Raw genomic sequence first — 21,187 nt, forward strand, 5'->3', positions numbered from 1 at the left:
GATCGCTCCTGTGTTCCATAGCGGATGACCCAAAGTTCTGGCACAATTCTTTCCAATGCAGAGGCCGCGCGGAAACAGTTAAACGCGGGGGACCCTGCGCTTGTCTGGCGGAAGAGTATTGCCGACACCGAAACGCCGGTTGGCGCGGCGACCAAGCTGATCGAACCGGGACGCGGGGATTTCCTGCTGGAATCCGTCGAAGGCGGCGAAGTTCGGGGCCGCTTCAGCTTACTTGGTCTTGATCCCGATCTGGTATTTCGTGCCTCTGCCACTAGCGCTGCAATCAACTCAACCTGGAAACATGACCGCGAGGCATTCGAAGATTGCACCGAGGAAAGCCTGCCAGCGCTGCGCCGCTTGGTACAGGATTGCCGGATCGACGTACCCGAAGAGCTTCCGCCTGCACTCGCATGTCTGGTCGGCTATTTCGGCTATGAGACCATCGGATTGGTGGAAAAGCTGCCACGCGCGCCAGCGAACCCGCTCGAACTGCCTGACATGTTGTTTGTTCGTCCGACACTCATTCTGGTGTTCGACGGACTGACCGAAGAGCTGTTCGCCATCGCCCCGCTATGGGCGGGTCAGGGCGATACGGACCGCGAGATAGAACAAGCCGGTGAGCGCATCGATGATGTCCTGCGCAGGCTGGCCCAGCCCAGTCCGGGTTCTGCACGCGCAACTGCTCTGCCAGAGATGGCGCTCAACCCGACGATGGCCGGCGAAGACTACGCTGCGATGGTCGGAAAGGCGAAGTCTTACATCGAGGCTGGCGACATCTTCCAAGTCGTGCTGGCGCAGCGCTTTACGTGTCCCTTCCCGCTGCCGCCACTCGCTCTGTATCGGGCTCTGCGCCGCGTAAACCCCTCACCATTTCTGTATTTTCTCGACCTGCCCGGCTTTGCTGTGGTCGGCTCCAGCCCCGAGATCCTCGTTCGCGTGCGCAATGGTGAAGTGACGATCCGCCCGATTGCAGGAACGCGGCCACGCGGCGAAACGCCCGCCGCAGACCGCGAGGCGGAGGCCAGCCTGCTCGCCGATGCCAAGGAACGCGCGGAGCATTTGATGTTGCTTGATCTTGGCCGCAATGATGTCGGCCGCGTCGCCTCAAAAGGCACGGTGGAAGTGACCGACAGCTTCTCGGTCGAGCGCTACAGCCATGTGATGCATATCGTCAGCAATGTTGTCGGCCAACTCGCTCCGGAACATGACGCGCTCGATGCCATGTTCGCCGGTTTTCCCGCCGGTACGGTCAGCGGCGCACCAAAGATTCGCGCCTGCGAAATCATTGCCGAACTGGAACCGGAAACGCGCGGTGCCTATGCTGGCGGCGTCGGCTATTTCGCGCCCGATGGCTCTGTCGATAGCTGCATCGTTTTGCGCACCGGCGTTGTGAAAGACGGAACGCTGCACGTCCAAGCTGGCGCGGGCATCGTCGCCGATAGCGATGCCGCTTACGAACAGCGCGAATGCGAAGCCAAAGCCAGCGCCCTGATCGCCGCCGCCAACGAAGCAGCGCGCGTCGCGAGCGAACCGGGATTTGGACAATGAGAATTCTCGCTTCGTCAGTGATTATTCTGGCGCTTTCAGCCTGCAATCCCGAACCCGAAGGCGAGCCCGTTTTGCGGACCGAAATCGGCAGCGGCGTGGCGCAGGATACCTCCAAGGCTCCAAAACGCGCTTCTGCCTGTCGCTCGATCACGTTCGAGACCATTCCGCTGACCCATTGTATTGCCGATCCGGCAAAACACCGGATCACCACAGCGCTCGGGCCGGATGGCGACGCGCCCTATCGCAGCCTCGCCAATCTGGCCGCTGGGCGTGCGCCCGATGCGCCGCTGGTCGCGTTTGCGGTGAATGGCGGAATGTTCGGCGAGGAAGGCAAGCCCATCGGTTATTACGTCGAGGGGAAAGATCGGCAGAAAGAACTGAACCGCGCTGACGGTATTGGCAATTTCCACCTTAAGCCCAACGGCGTTTTTTACGGCACCGGCAGCGCATGGAGTGTCCGCGCAACCGATGATTTCTATTCCAACGTTGGCGACCGCCCGGAGTTCGGAACCCAGTCAGGCCCGATGTTGGTGATCGGCGGAAAGCTGCATCCGGAAATCGCTGAGGACGGTCCTTCCAAGGCAATCCGCAATGGTGTCGGTGTCGATAACGAAGGTCTCGCGCATTTTGTCATTTCGGACAAGCCGCTCTCATTCGGCGTGCTGGCGCGCTTTTTCCGCGACGAGCTCAAAACGCCAAATGCGCTGTTTCTGGACGGCAATGTCTCGGCGCTTTGGGACCCCGCAAATGACCGGCTGGATCTGGGCGCGGCACTTGGTCCGCTGATCGTCGTCGAGGCAAAGGAATGATATGATTAGTTACGAACGCACGCTCTATCCGCCCATCGAACCCTATGAAACGGGTATGCTCGATGTGGGCGAAGGCCACTCGATCTATTATGAGCGCGTCGGAACACAAGGAGCGAAACCGGCAGTGTTCCTGCATGGCGGACCAGGCGGCGGCATGGCCCCTCCCCATCGCCAGCAATGGGACCCTAAGCTGTATGACGTGCTGCTGTTCGACCAGCGCGGCTGCGGGCAATCGACACCTTTTGCCGAGATCGAGAATAACGACACATGGCGCATCGTCGCCGATATCGAGCGCCTGCGCGAAATGTGCGGACACGATGCATGGCAAGTATTCGGCGGCAGTTGGGGGTCTACTCTCGCACTCGCCTACTCGCAAAAGCACCCCGAGCGCACCACCGAGATCATCCTGCGCGGTGTGTTTCTTGCTCGCCAACAGGAAAAGGGCTGGCTGTACCGCTTCGGCGCAAGCCAGATCATGGCCGAGCAATGGGATCAATTCACCGGTCTCATTCCCGAGGATGAGCGCGGCGATCTGGTAAAAGCCTATCACGACCGCCTGACCAGCGATGATGAGGCAACGCGCCTCGCCGCAGCACGCGAATGGTCGCTATGGGAAGGAACGGTCGCAACCTTGCTGCCCAACGAAGGCCTGCTGGAAGAGTTCGCCGATCCTTCAAAGGCTCTGCCATTCGCAAGGATTTGCGCCCGCTACTTCCTCGAGGACTTCTATCTGGAAGAGGCGCAGTTGGTACGCGATCTGCACAAAATCAAAGATATTCCTGGCATTATCGTCCAAGGCCGGCATGACATCTGCACCCCGCCAACTTCTGCATGGGAGCTTAAGAAGTCATGGCCCGAAGTCGATCTGCGGATCGTGCACGACGCCGGCCACAGTGCGGGCGAACCCGGCATTATTGACGGCTTGGTCCGCGCGACCGACGAATTCGCTGGCAAGAAGGCCTGACACACACGCGAGCTTTCCTTGCTTGTGATGAACTAAACCGAGTAACAAAACAGAATGTCCCTGATAGAATTGTCAAAAGCTAACCCAGATAGTTTCAATGGCTATCGCGCACGGCAAATTGTAGCATTTGCTGGCGACGGCAAGCTCCGTGATAATTCGGATTGCTCATCCCAATTGCGGGCATTTCTTACAACCGTTACATCGGAGCAATTATCCGCATATGCTGCCGAGTGCTTAGAAAAGTCCTTTGAGGATAGCGGGCTCGTTCTCCAAGACGTCGTAAACGAAATTGGGCGGCGGTTAGAGTTTGAGGTCGATGACGGTCGATATCGAGGAACTCAAAATCAAATTGGATACGACGGACTCTGGCACGTTCCCGGCAATCCCTCGATCTTGGTGGAGGTAAAAACCACCGATACCTATAACGTGACACTCGACACGATCGCGGCCTACAAACAGAAAGCAATTGAAGCGGGAATTATTCCACGCAACTCGTCCATTTTGTTCGTCGTTGGTCGAAAAGATACCGGCGCACTCGAAGCGCAAATACGCGGCTCTCGCTATGCATGGGAAATGCGCGTCGTGGGTGTTGAGAGCCTTCTAAAACTGATGAAGGTGAAAGAGAAATCAAGCGAAGACCAAACGGTCGCGCAGATTCGAGATCTCTTGCAACCGTTTGAATACACGCGGGTAGATCGCATTCTCGAGGTTGTCTTTAGCGCAGCCACTGATGCAATTGATTCCGACAGCGCGGAGGCAATTGAAACGGATTCGGGAACAAGTTCAGAAAAGGCATCACACGAACGGACACCGCGAGAAAAACTCGATGCAATCAGGCAAACTGCAATAGGTGCATTGAATGACAAAAGCGGTTTAAACCTTGTAAAAAAACGGCAGGCACTGTTCCGTGATCCCATCTCGGACACGAACGCCTGCATTTCAATCTCAAAGCGATACGACGATAACCTACAACCTTATTGGTATGCTTATCATCCGAGATGGAACGAATTTTTGACGAGCGCTACTGCTGGCTTGATGGTTTTTGCGTGCGTCGACCGGGATGAAGCTTACGCTGTGCCCGTTGAGCAGATGCAGAAGTTCCTTCCCAGCCTCAACCAGACTGAAAGAGCCGACGGCACTGCGTATTGGCATATCAAATTGACCACAGCCGACGACAGATTGGAATTATTTGCTTCCAAGACCGGAGAGAGGTTTGATCTGTCGGAATTTCGAGTGCCATTCCCATGATCCTCGTCATCGACAATTACGACAGTTTCACTTTCAACCTGGTCCATTATCTGATGGAACTGGGCGCCGAGGTGCAGGTCGAGCGCAACGATGCTATCTCTGCTGCCGGTGCGATTGCGACCGGTGCAGAGGGTTTTCTGATCTCTCCTGGACCGTGCACACCCAATGAAGCGGGCGTTAGTCTGGATCTGGTTGCCGCCTGTGCGGATGCCGAAAAGCCGTTGCTCGGCGTATGTTTGGGGCATCAGTCGATTGGACAGCATTTTGGCGGCACGGTCGTTCGTGGCGGGTTGATGCATGGTAAAACGTCGCCGGTTACGCATGACGGAACGGGTGTGTTTGCCGGCCTGCCCTCGCCTTACACCGCAACCCGCTATCACTCGCTGATTGTCGAGAATATTCCTAACGCTCTGGCGGTAAATGCGAGCAGCGATACGCCGGGCATTGAAGGCGATTGCGTGATGGGCTTCCGTCATCAGACGCTGCCAATTCACGGCGTACAATTTCATCCGGAAAGCATCGCGACCGAGCATGGCCACGCGTTGCTTGCGAATTTCCTGCGCATTTGCGGGATCGAACCGAAAGATATTTCATGAAGACGCTCCCGCTCGAAGTCCCGCATATGAATGCGCAGGAGGCCGAGGAGGTCTTCGGCTGGATACTCGATGGGGAAGCAAGCGAAGAGGAAATCGCGCGCTTCCTGCTCGCAATGACCGAACGCAGCGAGACCGCGGACGAAATCGCTGGTGCAGCGCGCGCTTTGCGGGCACGGCTCATTCCGATCAAAGCCCCCGAAAATGCCATCGATGTATGCGGAACCGGCGGCGACGGTCATCACACATTGAACGTGTCGACCGCCGTTTCGCTGGTTGTTGCCGCAACCGGCGTTCCGGTGGCCAAGCATGGTAATCGTGCCGCCTCCTCCAAGTCCGGTGCAGCCGATACGCTCGAAGCGCTTGGGTTGGATATGGATGTCGCGGGTGAAACTGCCGAGAAGACTCTGGCCGAACTTGGCATTTGCTTCCTGTTCGCGAAGAACCATCACCCCGCGATGGGCCGCATTCAACCGATCCGGTTGAAACTTGGCCGGCGAACGATTTTCAATCTGATGGGCCCGCTATCCAATCCGGCTGGCGTTAAGAGCCAACTCATTGGTATCGCGCGCCCTGCCTATGTGCCGATCTATGCTGCGGCCAAGGCTGCTCTGGGTACCGAACGGACGATGATTGTTTCCGGCGATGAAGGCTTGGACGAATTGAGCCTGGCCGGCGGTAACGAGGTCGCCGATGTGCGCGGCAATGCGTTTGAGATGAAGCGCGTCGAGGCGTCGATGATTGGCGTTCCCAATGCGCCGGTGGAAGCCATTCGCGGCGATGACGCAAAACATAACGCGGCGGCGCTCAAAGCTCTGCTGGACGGTAATCCCGGACCCTATCGCGACGCGGTGATCTTCAATTCTGCAGCGTCGCTACTCGTTGCAGGTACAGCGAAGGACTGGAACGACGGAGCGGACCAAGCACGCGAGGCGCTCGATTCGGGTGGAGCGCGTGATCTGCTAAAGCGGTGGATTGCGATGACGAAATGAGAAACGCATCACCTTCCGATTGTCATCCCCGCGAAAGCGGGGACCCAGGGCTGCTCGGGTTGTCCTTTGCGATTCTGGATTCTCGCTTTCGCGGGGAAGCGCAGCTGTCCAAAGGACAATACGGGGATCGTTGATGAACAAATTGGACGAAATCTGCGCAACCAAGCGTACGGAAGTCGCCGTGCGCAAAGCTGCGACAACAGTCGCTGAGCTAGAGTCCAGAGCTCGCAAACAAAGCACACCACGCGGCTTTCGTGCGGCTTTGGAAGCTAAAACAACTTTAGGCTACGGCCTCATCGCTGAAATCAAAAAGGCTTCCCCGTCCAAAGGTCTAATCCGCGAGGACTTTCGCCCCGCTGACCATGCGAAAGCCTACGAAGAAGGCGGCGCAGCATGCCTTTCGGTGCTGACCGATGCACCATACTTCCAAGGGCATGAGGACTATCTGGTTGAAGCCCGTGCAGCGTGTGATCTGCCCGCGTTGCGCAAGGATTTTATGGTCGACCCATGGCAAGTTGCCGAGGCGCGTGCAATCGGTGCCGATGCGATCCTGATTATCGTCGCCGCGCTGGAAGACAGCGCGATGGAAGAGATCGAAGCCGCCTCCATCCATTACGGTATGGATGTGCTGGTCGAAGTCCACAATGAGGCAGAGATGGAGCGCGCAGCCAAATTAAAGTCGCGCCTAATCGGGGTAAACAATCGCGATCTGAAGCGGTTTGTGACCGATCTGGGTGTGACCGAACGGCTGTCTAAGCTGGCTCCAGAGGGGACTCTGCTGGTGGGCGAAAGCGGCATCAGCACGCACGAAGACTGCGAGCGGCTCGAAAAGTCGGGTGTCCGCGCATTTCTTGTCGGTGAGAGCCTGATGCGGCAAGCGGATGTTGCGGCAGCAACGCGAAAGTTGCTGCAGGGATGAGCAAACTCACTCACCTTGATAGCGATGGTAATGCGCGCATGGTCGATGTGGGGGCTAAAGCGGGAACCGCCCGCACGGCTACGGCGACCGGACGGATCACTATGAACGATAATGCGCTGGCCGCTATTCGTGACGGAAATGTGCCCAAAGGCGATGTGCTCGCCGCCGCGCGGATCGCCGGGATCATGGCGGCCAAAAAGACCGCCGAACTGATCCCGCTGTGCCACCCGCTTGGGCTGGACTCGGTGACGGTTGATTTTGCGATAGAGGACGGGGCAGTTCGCGCGACTGCCACCGCCTCTTTGGTCGGCAAAACCGGCATAGAAATGGAAGCGCTTACGGCCACTTCCGTCGCGCTCCTGACAATCTATGACATGGCCAAAGCGCTCGACAAAGGCATGGTGATTGAAGGCGTGAGATTGCTCACCAAAACCGGAGGCAAATCCGGCGATTGGCACGCAGCGGCATGAAGCCGCCCATTCCCTTGCACGAAGCGCAGGCGCGGCTGCTGGATCTGGTTCAACCAACTGCGACCGAAACCGTTAGCTGCGAAGATGCTCTTGGCCGGTATCTGGCCGCGCCGCTGATCGCCAAACGCACACAGCCCGCAGCTGATCTCTCAGCGATGGACGGGTTTGCTGTCTCTGGCGAAGGTTCTTGGCGCGTGATCGGCGAAAGCCGCTGCGGTGTGCCGTTCGGCGGCTCAGTTTCCGCAGGAGAGGCAACGCGCATATCGACCGGTGCGCATGTGCCAAAGGGTGCCGAGGCGATTGTGCTGGTTGAAGACGCGAAACTGGCCTCAGGCAACCAATTGACCGCGACCGAAGAGCCAATATCCGGCCGTCATATCAGACGCGCAGGATCTGACTTCGAAACGGGTGCGCATTTGCTTGAAACCGGCACCCGGATCACCGCCGCGCGGCTGGCCCTGACGCGGATGGCGGGGCATAGCTCGCTCACCGTTCACACCGCACCCGAGGTGGCGATACTCGAATGCGGCGATGAACTTTCAACCATGCCCCATATGTGCAACATTGATCAAATTCCCGCCACCAACGGTGCAATGTTAAGTGCAATGACTTTAACCGAAAAAGTGGTAGTGCAGACTTCGCCGCCAATTCCCGATAATCTGGATGCATTGGCTGCCACTATAGAAACTTATTCCGGAACTAATTTGTTAATCATCAGCGGTGGTGCTTCTGTCGGTGATCATGACCTGGTTCGCCCGGCATTGCACAGACTGGGCGCAAAAATAGACTTCTGGCGAGTCGCAATGAAGCCTGGAAAACCTCTGATGGTGGCGACACGCGGGAAGCAGATAATTCTTGGACTGCCAGGTAATCCCGTTTCGAGCTACGTGACCGGGTTCCTGTTTATGCTCCCGGCGCTTCGCAGGTTACTGGGCGCCAAGGAGTGCATTCCAAACCCGATAAGCTTGCCCTGCTATGAGGATTTACCCGCCGGCGGCCCTCGCCGAACCTTTATGCGCGCTACGTTTGGCGAAGGGCAAGTAACGCCTATAGCCCAGCAGGGTAGCGGTGCACTCGGTGCTTTGGCACAGGCAGATGTCCTGATCGAACGCCCTGAGCACTGCGGTGTGACCAAATCCGGAGCGCATGTACCAGTCTATATTCTACCGACGAGCGGCGTGGCTTGACCTTTTGACATAAGTTGCCTACTTGTTCCTCATTCGTTCACCATTCGGTAGCGATGCGACTGATGCGATCTAAGGAGCATTTTGCAATGCTGACGGCAAAGCAGCACGAACTTATCCGCTTCATCCAGCAGCGTCTGGAAGAGACCGGCATTTCCCCGTCGTTCGAGGAAATGAAAGCCGCACTCGATTTAAAAAGTAAGTCAGGTGTACACCGCCTGATTTCTGCGCTGGAAGAGCGTGGTTTTATCCGCCGCTTGCCCAACCGCGCGCGTGCGCTGGAAGTTCTCAAAAATCCAGAGGATGTGCTACCAGGCACGACTGCGAAGCCAGCCAATGATGTGGTAGCTCGGACAACGACACCACCGGTGGCTCAGCTCGAGCCGGCAAACGATGTGATTGAGCTTCCTTTGCACGGTCGCATCGCTGCAGGTGCACCTATTGAAGCGCTTGAAGGGCAAAGCAGTCTGCCCGTTCCGGCTGCCCTTCTCGGCCCCGGCGATCACTATGCGCTAGAAGTATCAGGCGATTCGATGATCGAAGCCGGAATCTTCGATGGCGACTTTGCGTTGATCAAGCGAACGACGACTGCCCGCGATGGCGAGATTGTTGTTGCGCTGGTCGACAATGAAGAAGCCACGCTAAAATATCTGCACCGCGATGGTTCGATGGTTCGCCTCGATCCTGCAAATGCGAGTTATTCTGCACAGGTCTATCAGCCTGATCAGGTGGAAGTTCAGGGTAAACTTGCTGGTCTTCTGCGGCGATACAACTAAATTTCGATGCGCGGGGCGTTTAGCGATGCTCCGCGCGCCACCATCCATGCTCTCCTTGAGAGTCAGCAACGGCGTTAAAGCTTTCATCGGATAGATTGATTGTTAGACCCCCGGTTTTGTCCAGCAAGTTGCGATCGGCTTTGAGCCATCTCGGTTGGCAGGACCGCGGTAAATAGCGGTCGGCAACTACGATATCCGCACGGTCACACGCTGCGGCCAAGGCACGCATTTCTACGCGGTTGCTACTTCGTGCCATCAGTACCTGCCAATCCCGACCATCGCGCCGGAGCGGAATGGTGCAAAAATCCGCACTACATGACGCATCAGGCCATTGCTCCAACGGAATAGGCGTGCCGTCCATTCCGGCTAGTTCCAGTAGATTGTCGCGCGCGTAGTCGCTCCGGCTTTCCCGAAGAACAAGAAGTTCCTTGCTCTCGACCGCAATACCAACATGCCGCCCGTCACCCGAAATCAAGATATCGGGTGCTGGTTTAATGAGAAACAATATTGTTGCGACTGCTGCCGGAACAAAACCGAGCAGTCGGATCCGTCCGCGCCATAATCCGATCCACAGTCCGCCCACCACAAACAACGCAAAGATCGCTCCGCCCATTTCGGGCATTAACTTCACGGCCCCGGGCTGATCAGCGGTGAAATGCGCGATGCCAATCAACAGATCGAGAGACTTTCCTGTCAGCCACCAAAGCGGCGCGCCAAGCCCGACAAGGTCGGCAAGCAGCGACAGAGCGATAAGCGGCATCGAAGCAAAGGTGGTGAGCGGAATACCAATCACATTCGCGAAAGCACCGTAAACGCCTGCCCTATGAAAATGGAACAGCACAATCGGCATCAAGGCGATTTCGATAACAAAACCAGTGATGAGCAACATCAATGTCCGCCGTCCTAGCCGCGACGCCCAGCTTTCCTCTCGAGGCGCCAAGAATCGCCGCACTGGCTCCGCATTGTGGAGAGCTACGATTGCGAGCACGGCAGCGAAGCTCATTTGAAAACTTGGCCCTACAAGCGACTCTGGCCACAGGAACAATACGAACATCGCCGCCACGGCCACCATTCGCAGCGATAACGCCTCACGGCCCAAAGCCAAAGCTATCAGAACCAATATCGCTCCGACGCAGCTGCGAACCGTCGGCACTTCTGCGCCAGTTAGAAGAGTATATCCGACGCCTGCCAGTGCCGCGACGCCAGCAGCAACCAAGGGTAGTCGAACTCTCAGTGCCAGCCATTGCCACAATGCGAGTAGCTTTATCGCGAGCAGATAAGCCGCCGCGATCACCGCACTGACGTGCAAACCGCTGATGGATAGCAAATGTGTCAGACCAGCATCCCGCATTGCTTCTTCATCGGCGTCGCTGATGCCGCCGCGATCACCACTGGCCAATGCGGCAGCAATGGAACCCGCTGACCCGCCAAGCTGACTGCGAACGTGACCCGCTAACGCGCGCTGCGTCGACGCCAGCGCCTCTTCCGTTACCGCGGGCTCGACGATCTCAACCTCGCCCAAAACCGATCCAGTGGCCGCAAATCCTTGAAACCAGGCGGAGCGCGCAAAATTGTATGCTCCCGGCAACATCGGTGACGCTGGCGGCATCAGGCGTGCACGCAAGCGGACAATCGCGCCCTCGGACAATCCAGTTACGTCCTTATCGTCGGGTACATTAACGCGAACCTTTCGAGCGACACCAACCTCCGCATCGCGATAAGCAAGGATCAGCCGGATTCGGTCTCTGGCTGGCTGTTCTTCCCGCGCCAAGATACGTGCTTGCAGAACTCTTACCTGAGGATGTTCAATCGCCTCTGCGCCAACAATTTCCGACCGGGTCCAGATAACTGTTACCCCCATTGCGACCATAACGCTCACCGCAATGATGGCCCTGCCAAACTCGATCCGTCCACCATTGCGCCCAAACATCGCAAAGCTCGCCAACACCGCCAGCGAGCATGCGCCGATCATAGCGGCCCATTGCCAAGGACTATCCAGCGCAAACCAAGCCGTAATGCCTCCTGCAAATGACACAGCAAGCCACGGCCCTTTGTCGAAACCAGATGCGCCTAGGAAGCGATTGATTCCGTCGGCAATACTGGACAATTGCGGTGTGACACGCCAAGTGCGCTGCACCGCAGCATAATCCTCGTCCGAGGCGCTATTTGACGTATTATCCTGCCCATCAGAAAGGGGCACAATTGCGTCACTATTGGCCATGAGGACTATTGGATAGGAAACGAATACTTATGGCAAGCAATAGAGCCGCAACCGATCAAAAAGTTGTCACACGCTTTGCCCCGTCGCCGACCGGGTTTCTCCATATTGGCGGCGCACGGACGGCACTTTTTAATTGGCTTTTCTCTCGCCATCATGGCGGAAAGGCGTTGTTGCGTATTGAAGATACAGATCGAAAGCGTTCAACCCAAGAAGCGATTGATGCAATTCTTGACGGTTTGGACTGGCTTGGTTTGGACTATGACGAGGATCCCACGTTCCAATCACGACAAGCCAACCGCCATGCCGAGGTAGCCCAAATCCTGCTCGATAATGGGCACGCCTATCGCTGCTATGCTACACCGGAGGAACTAGAAGCAATGCGCGCGGAGCAACGCGCGAACAAACAACCCATGCGTTATGATGGGCGGTGGCGTGACCGGGACCCATCAGAGGCATCCGAGGGCGCATCTTTCGCAGTCCGGCTAAAGACACCAACCGATGGCGAAACTGCGATTGAGGACCTTGTCCAAGGCCCCGTGACCGTCCGCAACGAGGAAATTGACGACTACATCATCCTTCGCGCCGATGGCACGCCGACTTACATGCTAGCTGCTGTAGTCGACGATCATGATATGGGTTGCACACACATCATTCGCGGCGATGACCATCTAAACAACGCCTTTCGCCAACTGCCGATTTACCGAGCAATGGATGCGATTGAAGGCGGCTGGAGCGACCCGACTTACGCGCACATCCCGCTAATCCATGGTAGCGACGGCACGAAGTTGTCCAAACGGCACGGCGCGTTGGGGGTCGAAGCCTATCGCGATGACATGGGCATATTGCCCGAAGCGTTGTTCAATTATTTGCTTCGGCTCGGCTGGGGTCACGGCGATAGAGAGGAAATCACGCGGGATGAAGCCATTGAGCTGTTCAGTCTTGATGGCGTCGGGAAAAGCCCTTCCCGCTTCGACATTAAGAAACTCGAGAACCTGAACGGTCACTATATTCGCGAAGCTGATGATGCCCGCTTGGCCAAGATGGTGGCAGGCAAGTTGGGCGACGACGCTGACATTGCATTGCTCGAGCAGGCTATGCCGGTCATGAAAACACGTGCTAAGAACATTGATGAACTGGTTGATGGCGCAGGCTTCCTATTTGCGAAAATACCACTCACAATGACTGACAAAGCAGCAAAATTACTGACTGATGACGGGAAAGCGCTACTTTCGGCAATCTCCAACCGATTGAAGGCAGAAAATAGCTGGACAATTGAGGCTCTCGAAGCCACTACGAAGGCACTTGCAGAGGAGCTCGAACTGGGCTTCGGCAAACTGGCGCAGCCAATGCGAGCCGCGCTAACCGGAACGACAACGTCACCCGGGATTTTCGATGTGCTGGTCCTTTTGGGACGAGACGAGGCTCTTGCGCGAATTGACGCGCAGGCAGTTTCGCCAAGTCAGGACTGACGGGCGCACGATTAAACCTGGCAAAGGAGAATGAACTTGGCGGATGAACAGGCAAAGCTGACGCTGAACGGAAACGATCACGATTATCCCGTACTGCAAGGTAGCGTTGGCCCCGATGTAATTGATATCCGTAAGCTATATGGTCAAACGGGCGCTTTCACATTCGACCCTGGCTATAAATCGACAGCGAGCTGCGAAAGCGCTCTAACCTATATCGATGGCAATGAGGGCGTGCTGCTGCACCGCGGCTATCCTATCGGGCAATTGGCCGAGCATTCCAGCTTTATGGAAGTCGCCTATCTGCTGCTGAATGGCGAACTGCCTAGCGGCGATGAACTCGCCGATTTTGACAACACAATCACCCGCCACACGATGCTGCATGACCAGCTGCGCCAATTCTATCAGGGCTTCCGCCGTGACGCCCATCCGATGGCGATTATGTGCGGTGTCGTAGGCGCCCTATCTGCGTTTTACCACGACAGCACCGATATTTCGGACCCAGAGCACCGGACTATATCCAGTCATCGCTTGATTGCCAAGATGCCCACAATTGCGGCAATGGCGTACAAGTACTCTATCGGCCAGCCTATGATGCAGCCAGACAACTCGCTGAGCTACACCGGTAATTTCCTGCGCATGACCTTTGGCGTGCCGGCTGAGCCTTACGAAGTGCACCCTGCGATCGAGAAGGCGATGGACCGGATTTTCATCCTCCATGCCGATCACGAGCAAAATGCCTCGACATCAACCGTACGTCTTGCGGGCTCTTCGGGCGCGAACCCGTTTGCCTGTACCGCTGCCGGCATCGCTTGCCTTTGGGGACCAGCGCATGGCGGCGCCAATGAAGCGGCTCTCAACATGTTGCAGGAAATCGGCTCTCCGGACCGCATTCCGCACTATATCGAGCGCGCCAAGGACAAAAACGATCCGTTCCGTCTGATGGGCTTCGGTCACCGCGTGTACAAAAACTACGATCCGCGCGCGACCGTGATGCAGAAGACCTTGCGCGAAGTGTTCGATGCGCTGAACGTGAATGATCCGGTTTTCGAGACGGCGTTGCGCTTGGAAGAGCTGGCGCTGAACGATGACTACTTCAAAGAGAAGAAGCTGTTCCCGAATGTGGACTTCTATTCCGGCATCATCCTGTCATCTATCGGCTTCCCAACTACGATGTTCACCGCACTTTTCGCCCTCGCCCGCACGGTTGGCTGGGTCGCGCAGTGGAATGAAATGATTTCCGATCCTGGTCAGGTTATCGGGCGTCCGCGTCAGCTCTACACTGGCCCGACGCAGCGCGATTACGTGCCTGTCGACAAACGATAATATCTATTCGCTTGCTTCGGCAGGTGGTAGATCGAGTATAAAGCGCGCTCCCTGATCGGGCGCGCTTTTTACTGTTAGGTCCCCCCCCATTGCACGGGCAATCCGGCGCGAAATATAGAGGCCAAGCCCGGACCCGCCGTCACCGGTACGGCCAAGCCGTTCGAATTTCTCGAACACCACTTCTTGCTGGTCCTCAGTAAGACCGTTGCCCTGGTCGGTAACCGTTATTCGCGCTCCTGCGGCTGACTGGTTTACGGCAATCTCGACGCTAGAACCGTTGGGCGAGTAACGGATTGCATTGGTCAACAAGTTGAGCAGGATTTGTAGCACGCGGCGGAATTCGGCAGTCGCAGGCACTGTTTCATCCACACTAGGCGCAATCAACTCGATCTGATTTTCTTGAGCACGGACGTTCAATATCCCTACGGCACGCCGCGCGACATCCGCAGCGTCGATCTGATCGGGCGCTGTTGTAAAACTCGCGGCCTCGACAACTTCCAGATCGGAGAGATCTTCGATGAGAGCCATCAAATGCTGCCCTGCATCGGCAATATCGGAAGCGTAGTTACTATATGCCTCGGCAAGCGGACCGGCCATCTTAGAACGGATCGTTTCTGCGTTGGCGATAATCCGCGCAATTGGCTGGCGCAGCACAGGCGACAGATCTCGCCCGATGGAGTGCATCGTCTCCGGCTTCGGTGCCGTACTTGCTTTGCGCCGATCAACCAAGGGGCGGTTCGGCACAAGATAGAGATCGAACCCACTACTACCCGGTTCCGGCTGGCCTAACGGGATCAGGCTTGCAGTCCAAACACGTTCGGACCCTTCGACATGACACTCCGCACCATCAAGCAGACGCCAGTGCAGCGGTTGTTCGTGGCTATTCCCCGGAAAGGTGACAAATTCGGTCCACGGATGGCCGCGTGCCTGTCGCATCCGCGCCGTCAAATCGGCAAGATCGCGCGCCTCGCTCTCAACTGTCAATACGCCTTGCTTGGCGTCTAGCCGCGCAGTCAATTCAGCGACCGATTGATCAACATCACGCTTGCGTGCGATCTCTGCCGCTTCGGAAGAGTCAGGTATTGGTGCTGTCTGCCAGCTTGCCACACCTATAAAGCAGCCGCCTTCCTCGCGGCCAGTCGGCGTTGCTTCGACCCATGCGGTAATCATTTCCTCACCGTCAAAAGCGCTTATTGTCCGCGCCAGTCGCAATCCTGATTCCTGAACCTTTAGGATCAGGTCGCGTAGTTCCGGAATGGCAATTTCCCCGGGAATGACCCCACCGCAACGCTGCTGTAGCGTCGCCAATGGCTCTTGTGACTCGACAAGTACGTTTGCTGCGTCAGTGCGTGCGCGTGCCAAAAAAGATCCAGAAAGGGATGCCATCGTATCAACTCGCCGCCAAACCGCTAGAGGTGGCCAATATCTCTGCTGCACGATCACGGCGGAGTAAGTCGAAGCCTTCCGGCAACGCGACATTCGGATGAATGACCACAAACTGCTCTTCAATCTCTTTCGGCTTTAGCCCGCCAGCGCGTAATCCCAATGCGAGCCGCCCAAGCTGCCGGTCATTGGTCGACTGCACAACAAGGTCACGCTCCTGCTGCGAACAGGCTCCCAAAGCGGTTAGGAAGATGGCAACGCCAGCATGCGAGATCGACAATGCGGCCAACACACCGTTGCCCAAACCGGCAACCAAGCGTGACATCAAACCAAGTCGCCCAGCCCCCTCATCGTATTCGGCGCGCAGACGCATCTCGGCAGCGGCAGTAATCTCATCAAGGCCCTCACCCGCATGAGTGCGCCATGTCAGAACTGCAGCGTGGAAAAGATCGCCGGGCAATTCCTTAAGTGGCAACTCCATCCGACCTTGCTGCTGGATAAACCGCGCCTGCGCTGTCAGCACGGCCATCGCGTTGCTAGATACATCCGGATCATCGGACGCGATCAGTGCCTGCAGTAATGGCGAGAGAACCACGTCAATTGCACTGCGATCATGGAGACGCTGTGCCAGCTGACGCTCAATCGACAGAGCATGGCAATGGGACAGGAAGCCGGCATTGGTAAGCAGATGACCGATTAGCTCTTCGCAATGCTCTTCAACAAACGCAGGCAAATCATTGACACCGGCTTCGCGACCCTGTGCGCTGAGCATCTGACCGGCCACGCTGGAGGCCATTCCCCGCACCTGCGCTACAATCTCGTCACTGAACAAAGTGTTGTCTGGACTAACGACCAAATGACCCAAGATCGGCGCAACAGTACCAAGCGCAGTATCGCCATGCGCGAGCTCTTCACGCAGGATCGTCTCCACCGGTATTTGAGCTGTCTGGTTCATCGCCGTCTCGTCCATCCCCCGCCTTTACCGCAGCATGGTTAAGCCCGCGTTATCCTCGACGAGTAAGTTTGAAACAAGAGCACCAACATCACAAGTGCGGCAAACACCTGAATAACAGGCACTAACTGCCCCACCAGCACACCAATGGCCAATATTATGCCAATAACGCCGCGATCTTCAAACATATCGCGCATTTCTGGAAAGCCATGTGTGCGCTGCCATTCCGCCGCAAGTCGCAGCAACGCCAGAAGAATCACGATTGCAAACAGGGCTGGCACCCGCTCACTGGCCTCGACTGAATACCAGGCCAACGCAATGAGTGCGGCTTCAAGCAACAGCCCAGGCAACACCTTCAACACCCGACGAGCACCTGTCCGGGCGACACGCCCATTCAAAATGCTGAAAATCGCGCTACCAAAGCGAAACGCAAACGCCGCAATGGCTGCAAGCACAAAGCCGACTGCAGCATAACCGAAATAGCCAGACAGAAGCGCAATTGCGGCCAACGCATATCCTAAACCGCCTGCCGCCCGGGCAGCTTTGATAGGATGGGAGTGCCTTTTCAGCACTGCCAAACCTGCATAATCCGCAAGAGCGCTAACAGGTGCTATCGGTCTTGCAGGACTGAAAGCGCCGTTCAGCCAGTTGACTTCAAACGCTTGTAATACATTGCGATTTCGTAAGACAGTCCAGCGATGATCGGACACGGCGCTATCCGGAACGGCACCAGTTTTGGTGCCTGACTGGAGCGCGAGACGAAGTAAACTGGATTGCGGATCGACATCGGAAGGCATTTCCGCCAACCTTTCGACAAGCGAGCCATTTGCCAGCATGATGCCAGCCCACGCAAATTCACGATCAATTCGTTCGAAACCCTCAGGTATGGCTTTCTCAGCAGTTAAGGTGAGAACGGTTTTCCCACCATCCAGATGTTCGGCAGCTAAATCCTCATCAAATGCGAGCCCGTCGGCAATGACGAGCAACTCGTCGGCAGCCTTCACTAAGCCGGACAGTGGCCGCGCGTCGCGAATGACTTGGAACTGAGCTCCGGATTTTTCAACCGCCTGTTGCAGCTCGACAAGTTCTCGATGAAGACCGTCGGACAGACACGCAATTTGCTCGCAACCGACCGCAATCGCGAAATCGACTTGCCGCCGCAAAGCGGGTTGCCCACCGATACGGGCAAAAGCGCGCAGCTTTCCCTCCGATCCGGACAAACTTTCGACTGATGATAAGAGTGCGACCCGCACCAGCATGCTCCTTCAAACGGAGCAACTGTCTAAGCCGTGACTGGAGAGGTGCCAAGCGCCGATATCAGGCCCTTCACCCGGCGATGTATAATGCTACGCAACAAAGTCCTGATAAAATGCCTCGATCTTACGAACGACGGTTGGTTCACCGGGAGCAGATTCCAAAGCAGCCACGGATAGTTTGATAAGTTCATCAGCATGAAAGCTGGCGGCTAAGCCTTTCAAACGGAGCGCTGCCATTTCCCAATTTCCGTCGCACCGTGCGCGCTTCAGCAGGTCAATTTGACGCTCTACACTCTCTGCAAATGCATGACGTAGTTCCGCCATTAGCGCAGGATCTTCGCCTGCCGCCGCAGCGAAAGTCGCATCAAGAGTGCCGTTTTCATACAACATCACCTCATCAAATAGGTTGTTGAAAGTTAAAATGTGGTTTCGCCCGGTCGAAAACATGGTAGATTCCTCTCATGACCGGGGGACCAAACATCCGGGCGATAGGCCCAGAAGACGCGCAAGAAGCGCAGATTGAAACCGCATCCGAGGGTGCCGACGACACACTTTCCCTGACCGACGAATATGACGACGATTGGGATGATGAGGGACCTAAGCAACTGAGTTTCCAGTGGATTGCGCCAACACTTGCAGTGCTGACCCTCGCAGGTTGGACGGGGTTCTTTGGTTGGGCCCATCAGGCAGAGATACTCGCCGGCGGTACGCCGCAACAATGGACGGGGTGGATCACCAGCTGGGCTATCCCTACCCTGTTGATTGTTTCACTTTGGCTGCTGGCTATGCGGAACAGCACTCGTGAAGCGTCCAAGTTTGGTGCCACGGCACATATGCTGTCCGAAGAATCGGCGCTGCTCGAACAGCGGCTGACAACGGTAAACCGCGAATTGAGTTTGGCGAGAGAGTTTCTCGGTTCTCAATCACTCGAACTCGAGTCGCTGGGGCGCGTCGCAAGCGAGCGCTTGTCGGAACATGCCGGCCACTTGCAAACTCTTATTGTAGACAATGGCCACCAAGTGGACGCCATCGCAAGTGTAAGCGCCACTGCACTGGATAATATGAGCAAACTGCGGGACGATCTGCCGGTTGTCGCCAATTCCGCCAAAGACGTATCCAATCAGATCGGTACGGCTGGTCGCACTGCCAATGATCAAATTGCTGAACTCGTCGCCGGGTTCCAGCGGCTGAATGACTTCGGCAAGGCGAGCGAAACCCAAGTCGACTCCATCCAGACCAAAATCGAGGCCGCTCTTACCACATTCGAAAATCAGACGGAGGAGATGGAAGATCTCGCAGAAACCCGCTTCGCCGCCCTGCGCGAGAAAAGCGACGAATTCCGCACCGAACTAGACGGACGAGAAGTAGAAGCCTTGGCAGCGATGCGTCGCCGCGCACAAGCCTTGGCCGACGAGTTCGCCAAATCACGCGAAGGTTTGGACCTTGAGGAAGAGGAGGCTCTCCGCTCTCTCCGCGCGCGCCTAACCGCGATGCGCGAAGAGGCAAATACTGTCAGCAATTCGGTGCAGGAGAGCGAAACCAATGCCCTTGAAAGTTGGCAGGGTCGGATTGTCACACTGAAACAGCAACTCAACGAAGCTATCGTTGAAATCCAGAATATTGATGAGGCAGCCCTTGCCTCTGCAAATGCCAAACTTGAGGCACTGCGAGTCGAAGCCGAAGCCGTCGACGCCCATATCATGCAGCGCGATGGCAAGCTGGTCGAGCAAGTCGAAGCGCGACTGGCGACGCTTGGCGAAAATGAAGAAGCTGCAATCCAGTCTTTGACCGCGCGCTTGGAAACGCTCGACAGTGAAATTGCGGCGCGCCGTGAGGCACAGGAAAGCCAATCCGAATTGCTGGCGGGACGCAGCGAAGCAATTGCTGCTCGGATCGACACGTTGCGTAAGTCACTGGTTGCGATCTCTGACCTTGGCGAGCGTACAGAAGAAAGTATTGTGCGTAGTACGGAGCAGTTAGTCTCGACATTCGACAATAGCCGGGAAGCCATTGACGCCACTGACGCTGCAGTGAAGGACCTAACCGAAGCAAGCGTCCGCCTGCTGGAGCTTATCCAGGCAAGTGCGCAGCATAGCGGCGTCGAACTGCCCGAAGCGCTGACAACAGCCGAGAACCGTCTTAGCGAGATTCGCGATCAGGCCGAGGGACTGAAAGGCATTATCGGCCAAGCAGGTGATAAGAGCCAGGAACTCTCTGAATATGTCCTGTCCGCGCAATCAACCAGTCATGCGTCGATTGAACAGGTTGACGCGTTGCGCGACCGGATTGCAGGCTCGAACGCTGCAACGCATGAAGCGATCACTTTATTGACCAATGACCTGTCCAAATTGAACGGCGAAAGCGAATTGCTGTCGTCCAAAGCACAGGATCAATTGCGCGAGGCGATCTCGGCGCTTGAGGAAGCCGCTCGAAACGCACCATCGACTATTGAGGCAGGTCTGAAAGAAAGCGTGGAGTTTGTTGCTAGCAAGCTTGCCAAGGATGCGGGCGAAATACTCGACAGGACACTGCATAGCGCTTCGCAAGAGTCGATCAGCAGGCTCGAGGAGTCCGCGGCCAGAGCGAGCGGTGTCAGCCGTGATGCCGCGATCCAGCTGCGCGATCAGCTATCCAAGGTCAACGAACTTGCCTCCAATCTCGAAACGCGCGTTTCAAGAGCGCGTGAACAGGCGGAGGAACAAGTGGGTAATGATTTCGCACGGCGTATGGCACTCATCACCGAGAGCCTGAACTCGAACGCAATCGACATTTCCAAAGCGATGTCGAGCGATGTCACTGACACGGCTTGGGCATCATATCTGCGCGGAGATCGCGGTATCTTCACTCGCCGCGCGGTAAGTCTGCTCGATAACAGAGAGGCGCGCGATATCGCCGAAGTATACGACGACGATCCGGAATTCCGCGAGAATGTCAGCCGTTATATCCATGATTTCGAGAGCATGCTGCGCAGCATGCTTTCTACACGAGACGGCAATGCGTTGAGCGTGACGCTGCTCAGTTCGGATATGGGTAAACTCTATGTCGCATTGGCGCAGGCGATCGAACGCTTGCGCGAGTAA

The 21,187-nt window shown here is 56.5% G+C and carries 19 protein-coding genes; 14 read left to right on the forward strand and 5 right to left on the reverse strand.

Annotated elements, in window-relative coordinates:
* Window positions 1-24: 24 nt before the first annotated feature.
* The 10 genes from trpE (at window position 25) to lexA (ending at window position 9,503) form a co-directional block, all read left to right on the forward strand.
* Window positions 25-1,548 carry an anthranilate synthase component I gene (gene trpE, locus GRI35_RS09760; protein WP_160613987.1) on the forward strand — a complete coding sequence of 508 codons (1,524 nt, stop codon included), beginning with the start codon at window positions 25-27 and terminating at the stop codon, window positions 1,546-1,548.
* The gene (locus GRI35_RS09765; RefSeq protein WP_160613988.1) at window positions 1,545-2,357 is read left to right on the forward strand and encodes a phosphodiester glycosidase family protein; all 813 of its coding nucleotides are present in this window, start codon (window positions 1,545-1,547) and stop codon (window positions 2,355-2,357) included. Before trpE ends, GRI35_RS09765 begins: the two co-directional genes overlap by 4 nt.
* A 1-nt stretch (window position 2,358) precedes the next feature.
* Entirely contained in the window at window positions 2,359-3,321 is a 963-nt protein-coding gene (pip, locus tag GRI35_RS09770; protein WP_160613989.1) for a prolyl aminopeptidase, read from the forward strand.
* 54 nt (window positions 3,322-3,375) lie between these two features.
* Complete coding sequence (locus GRI35_RS09775; protein ID WP_160613990.1) at window positions 3,376-4,569, forward strand: hypothetical protein; 1,194 nt, start codon at window positions 3,376-3,378, stop codon at window positions 4,567-4,569.
* Window positions 4,566-5,165 (forward strand): anthranilate synthase component II, encoded by a 600-nt coding sequence (locus tag GRI35_RS09780; protein WP_160613991.1) that lies wholly within the window; start codon window positions 4,566-4,568, stop codon window positions 5,163-5,165. Before GRI35_RS09775 ends, GRI35_RS09780 begins: the two co-directional genes overlap by 4 nt.
* The gene (gene trpD / locus GRI35_RS09785) at window positions 5,162-6,154 is read left to right on the forward strand and encodes an anthranilate phosphoribosyltransferase (RefSeq protein ID WP_160613992.1); all 993 of its coding nucleotides are present in this window, start codon (window positions 5,162-5,164) and stop codon (window positions 6,152-6,154) included. Before GRI35_RS09780 ends, trpD begins: the two co-directional genes overlap by 4 nt.
* A 130-nt stretch (window positions 6,155-6,284) precedes the next feature.
* Window positions 6,285-7,073 (forward strand): indole-3-glycerol phosphate synthase TrpC, encoded by a 789-nt coding sequence (gene trpC / locus GRI35_RS09790; protein ID WP_160613993.1) that lies wholly within the window; start codon window positions 6,285-6,287, stop codon window positions 7,071-7,073.
* Window positions 7,070-7,543: a cyclic pyranopterin monophosphate synthase MoaC gene (gene moaC / locus GRI35_RS09795; RefSeq protein ID WP_160613994.1), complete on the forward strand. Its 474-nt coding sequence runs from the start codon at window positions 7,070-7,072 to the stop codon at window positions 7,541-7,543. The genes trpC and moaC overlap by 4 nt, the downstream gene beginning before the upstream one ends.
* Entirely contained in the window at window positions 7,540-8,730 is a 1,191-nt protein-coding gene (locus GRI35_RS09800) for a molybdopterin molybdotransferase MoeA (protein ID WP_160613995.1), read from the forward strand. Before moaC ends, GRI35_RS09800 begins: the two co-directional genes overlap by 4 nt.
* Window positions 8,731-8,816: 86 nt before the next feature.
* Window positions 8,817-9,503 (forward strand): transcriptional repressor LexA, encoded by a 687-nt coding sequence (gene lexA / locus GRI35_RS09805; RefSeq protein WP_160613996.1) that lies wholly within the window; start codon window positions 8,817-8,819, stop codon window positions 9,501-9,503.
* A gap of 19 nt (window positions 9,504-9,522) precedes the next feature.
* Here lexA and GRI35_RS09810 read toward each other — a convergent pair whose 3' ends face one another.
* Complete coding sequence (locus GRI35_RS09810; RefSeq protein ID WP_160613997.1) at window positions 9,523-11,724, reverse strand: ComEC/Rec2 family competence protein; 2,202 nt, start codon at window positions 11,722-11,724, stop codon at window positions 9,523-9,525.
* 29 nt (window positions 11,725-11,753) lie between these two features.
* Here GRI35_RS09810 and gltX point away from each other — a divergent pair, with 29 nt between their 5' ends.
* Both gltX and GRI35_RS09820 read left to right on the forward strand, forming a co-directional pair.
* Window positions 11,754-13,193 (forward strand): glutamate--tRNA ligase, encoded by a 1,440-nt coding sequence (gltX, locus tag GRI35_RS09815; RefSeq protein ID WP_160613998.1) that lies wholly within the window; start codon window positions 11,754-11,756, stop codon window positions 13,191-13,193.
* Between the two features lie 30 nt (window positions 13,194-13,223).
* Entirely contained in the window at window positions 13,224-14,516 is a 1,293-nt protein-coding gene (locus GRI35_RS09820) for a citrate synthase (protein WP_160613999.1), read from the forward strand.
* A gap of 3 nt (window positions 14,517-14,519) precedes the next feature.
* On the opposite strand, the gene GRI35_RS09825 is transcribed toward GRI35_RS09820, so the two are convergent.
* Genes GRI35_RS09825 through GRI35_RS09835 form a run of 3 tightly spaced genes read right to left on the reverse strand, consistent with a single transcriptional unit; the run spans window position 14,520 to window position 17,855 of the window.
* Complete coding sequence (locus GRI35_RS09825) at window positions 14,520-15,878, reverse strand: sensor histidine kinase (RefSeq protein ID WP_328598433.1); 1,359 nt, start codon at window positions 15,876-15,878, stop codon at window positions 14,520-14,522.
* A gap of 28 nt (window positions 15,879-15,906) precedes the next feature.
* Window positions 15,907-16,854 carry a hypothetical protein gene (locus GRI35_RS09830; protein WP_160614001.1) on the reverse strand — a complete coding sequence of 316 codons (948 nt, stop codon included), beginning with the start codon at window positions 16,852-16,854 and terminating at the stop codon, window positions 15,907-15,909.
* A gap of 38 nt (window positions 16,855-16,892) precedes the next feature.
* Window positions 16,893-17,855 (reverse strand): hypothetical protein, encoded by a 963-nt coding sequence (locus tag GRI35_RS09835; protein WP_160614002.1) that lies wholly within the window; start codon window positions 17,853-17,855, stop codon window positions 16,893-16,895.
* Between the two features lie 87 nt (window positions 17,856-17,942).
* Here GRI35_RS09835 and GRI35_RS09840 point away from each other — a divergent pair, with 87 nt between their 5' ends.
* Window positions 17,943-18,083 carry a hypothetical protein gene (locus GRI35_RS09840; RefSeq protein ID WP_235900180.1) on the forward strand — a complete coding sequence of 47 codons (141 nt, stop codon included), beginning with the start codon at window positions 17,943-17,945 and terminating at the stop codon, window positions 18,081-18,083.
* A 114-nt stretch (window positions 18,084-18,197) separates the two neighbouring features.
* Here the strand turns inward: GRI35_RS09840 and GRI35_RS09845 are convergent, their stop codons facing one another.
* Window positions 18,198-18,497 (reverse strand): Hpt domain-containing protein, encoded by a 300-nt coding sequence (locus GRI35_RS09845; RefSeq protein WP_160614843.1) that lies wholly within the window; start codon window positions 18,495-18,497, stop codon window positions 18,198-18,200.
* A 71-nt stretch (window positions 18,498-18,568) separates the two neighbouring features.
* Here GRI35_RS09845 and GRI35_RS09850 point away from each other — a divergent pair, with 71 nt between their 5' ends.
* Window positions 18,569-21,187, forward strand: a complete 2,619-nt coding sequence (locus GRI35_RS09850) for a coiled-coil domain-containing protein (protein WP_160614004.1) — start codon at window positions 18,569-18,571, stop codon at window positions 21,185-21,187.

It is taken from the genome of Pontixanthobacter aestiaquae, assembly GCF_009827455.1.
GTDB lineage: Bacteria > Pseudomonadota > Alphaproteobacteria > Sphingomonadales > Sphingomonadaceae > Pontixanthobacter > Pontixanthobacter aestiaquae.

Excerpts from the sequence above, each read along its gene's own strand:
- GRI35_RS09845 (WP_160614843.1), bottom strand. The coding sequence starts at position 18,497 with ATGTTGTATGAAAACGGCACTCTTGATGCGACTTTCGCTGCGGCGGCA.
- GRI35_RS09840 (WP_235900180.1), top strand. The coding sequence starts at position 17,943 with ATGAAGACCGTCGGACAGACACGCAATTTGCTCGCAACCGACCGCAAT.
- GRI35_RS09780 (WP_160613991.1), top strand. The coding sequence starts at position 4,566 with ATGATCCTCGTCATCGACAATTACGACAGTTTCACTTTCAACCTGGTC.
- GRI35_RS09800 (WP_160613995.1), top strand. The coding sequence starts at position 7,540 with ATGAAGCCGCCCATTCCCTTGCACGAAGCGCAGGCGCGGCTGCTGGAT.
- GRI35_RS09830 (WP_160614001.1), bottom strand. The coding sequence starts at position 16,854 with ATGAACCAGACAGCTCAAATACCGGTGGAGACGATCCTGCGTGAAGAG.
- GRI35_RS09765 (WP_160613988.1), top strand. The coding sequence starts at position 1,545 with ATGAGAATTCTCGCTTCGTCAGTGATTATTCTGGCGCTTTCAGCCTGC.
- GRI35_RS09775 (WP_160613990.1), top strand. The coding sequence starts at position 3,376 with ATGTCCCTGATAGAATTGTCAAAAGCTAACCCAGATAGTTTCAATGGC.
- trpD (WP_160613992.1), top strand. The coding sequence starts at position 5,162 with ATGAAGACGCTCCCGCTCGAAGTCCCGCATATGAATGCGCAGGAGGCC.
- GRI35_RS09820 (WP_160613999.1), top strand. The coding sequence starts at position 13,224 with ATGAACTTGGCGGATGAACAGGCAAAGCTGACGCTGAACGGAAACGAT.
- trpE (WP_160613987.1), top strand. The coding sequence starts at position 25 with ATGACCCAAAGTTCTGGCACAATTCTTTCCAATGCAGAGGCCGCGCGG.
- gltX (WP_160613998.1), top strand. The coding sequence starts at position 11,754 with ATGGCAAGCAATAGAGCCGCAACCGATCAAAAAGTTGTCACACGCTTT.
- GRI35_RS09850 (WP_160614004.1), top strand. The coding sequence starts at position 18,569 with ATGACCGGGGGACCAAACATCCGGGCGATAGGCCCAGAAGACGCGCAA.
- lexA (WP_160613996.1), top strand. The coding sequence starts at position 8,817 with ATGCTGACGGCAAAGCAGCACGAACTTATCCGCTTCATCCAGCAGCGT.
- moaC (WP_160613994.1), top strand. The coding sequence starts at position 7,070 with ATGAGCAAACTCACTCACCTTGATAGCGATGGTAATGCGCGCATGGTC.
- GRI35_RS09810 (WP_160613997.1), bottom strand. The coding sequence starts at position 11,724 with ATGGCCAATAGTGACGCAATTGTGCCCCTTTCTGATGGGCAGGATAAT.
- pip (WP_160613989.1), top strand. The coding sequence starts at position 2,359 with ATGATTAGTTACGAACGCACGCTCTATCCGCCCATCGAACCCTATGAA.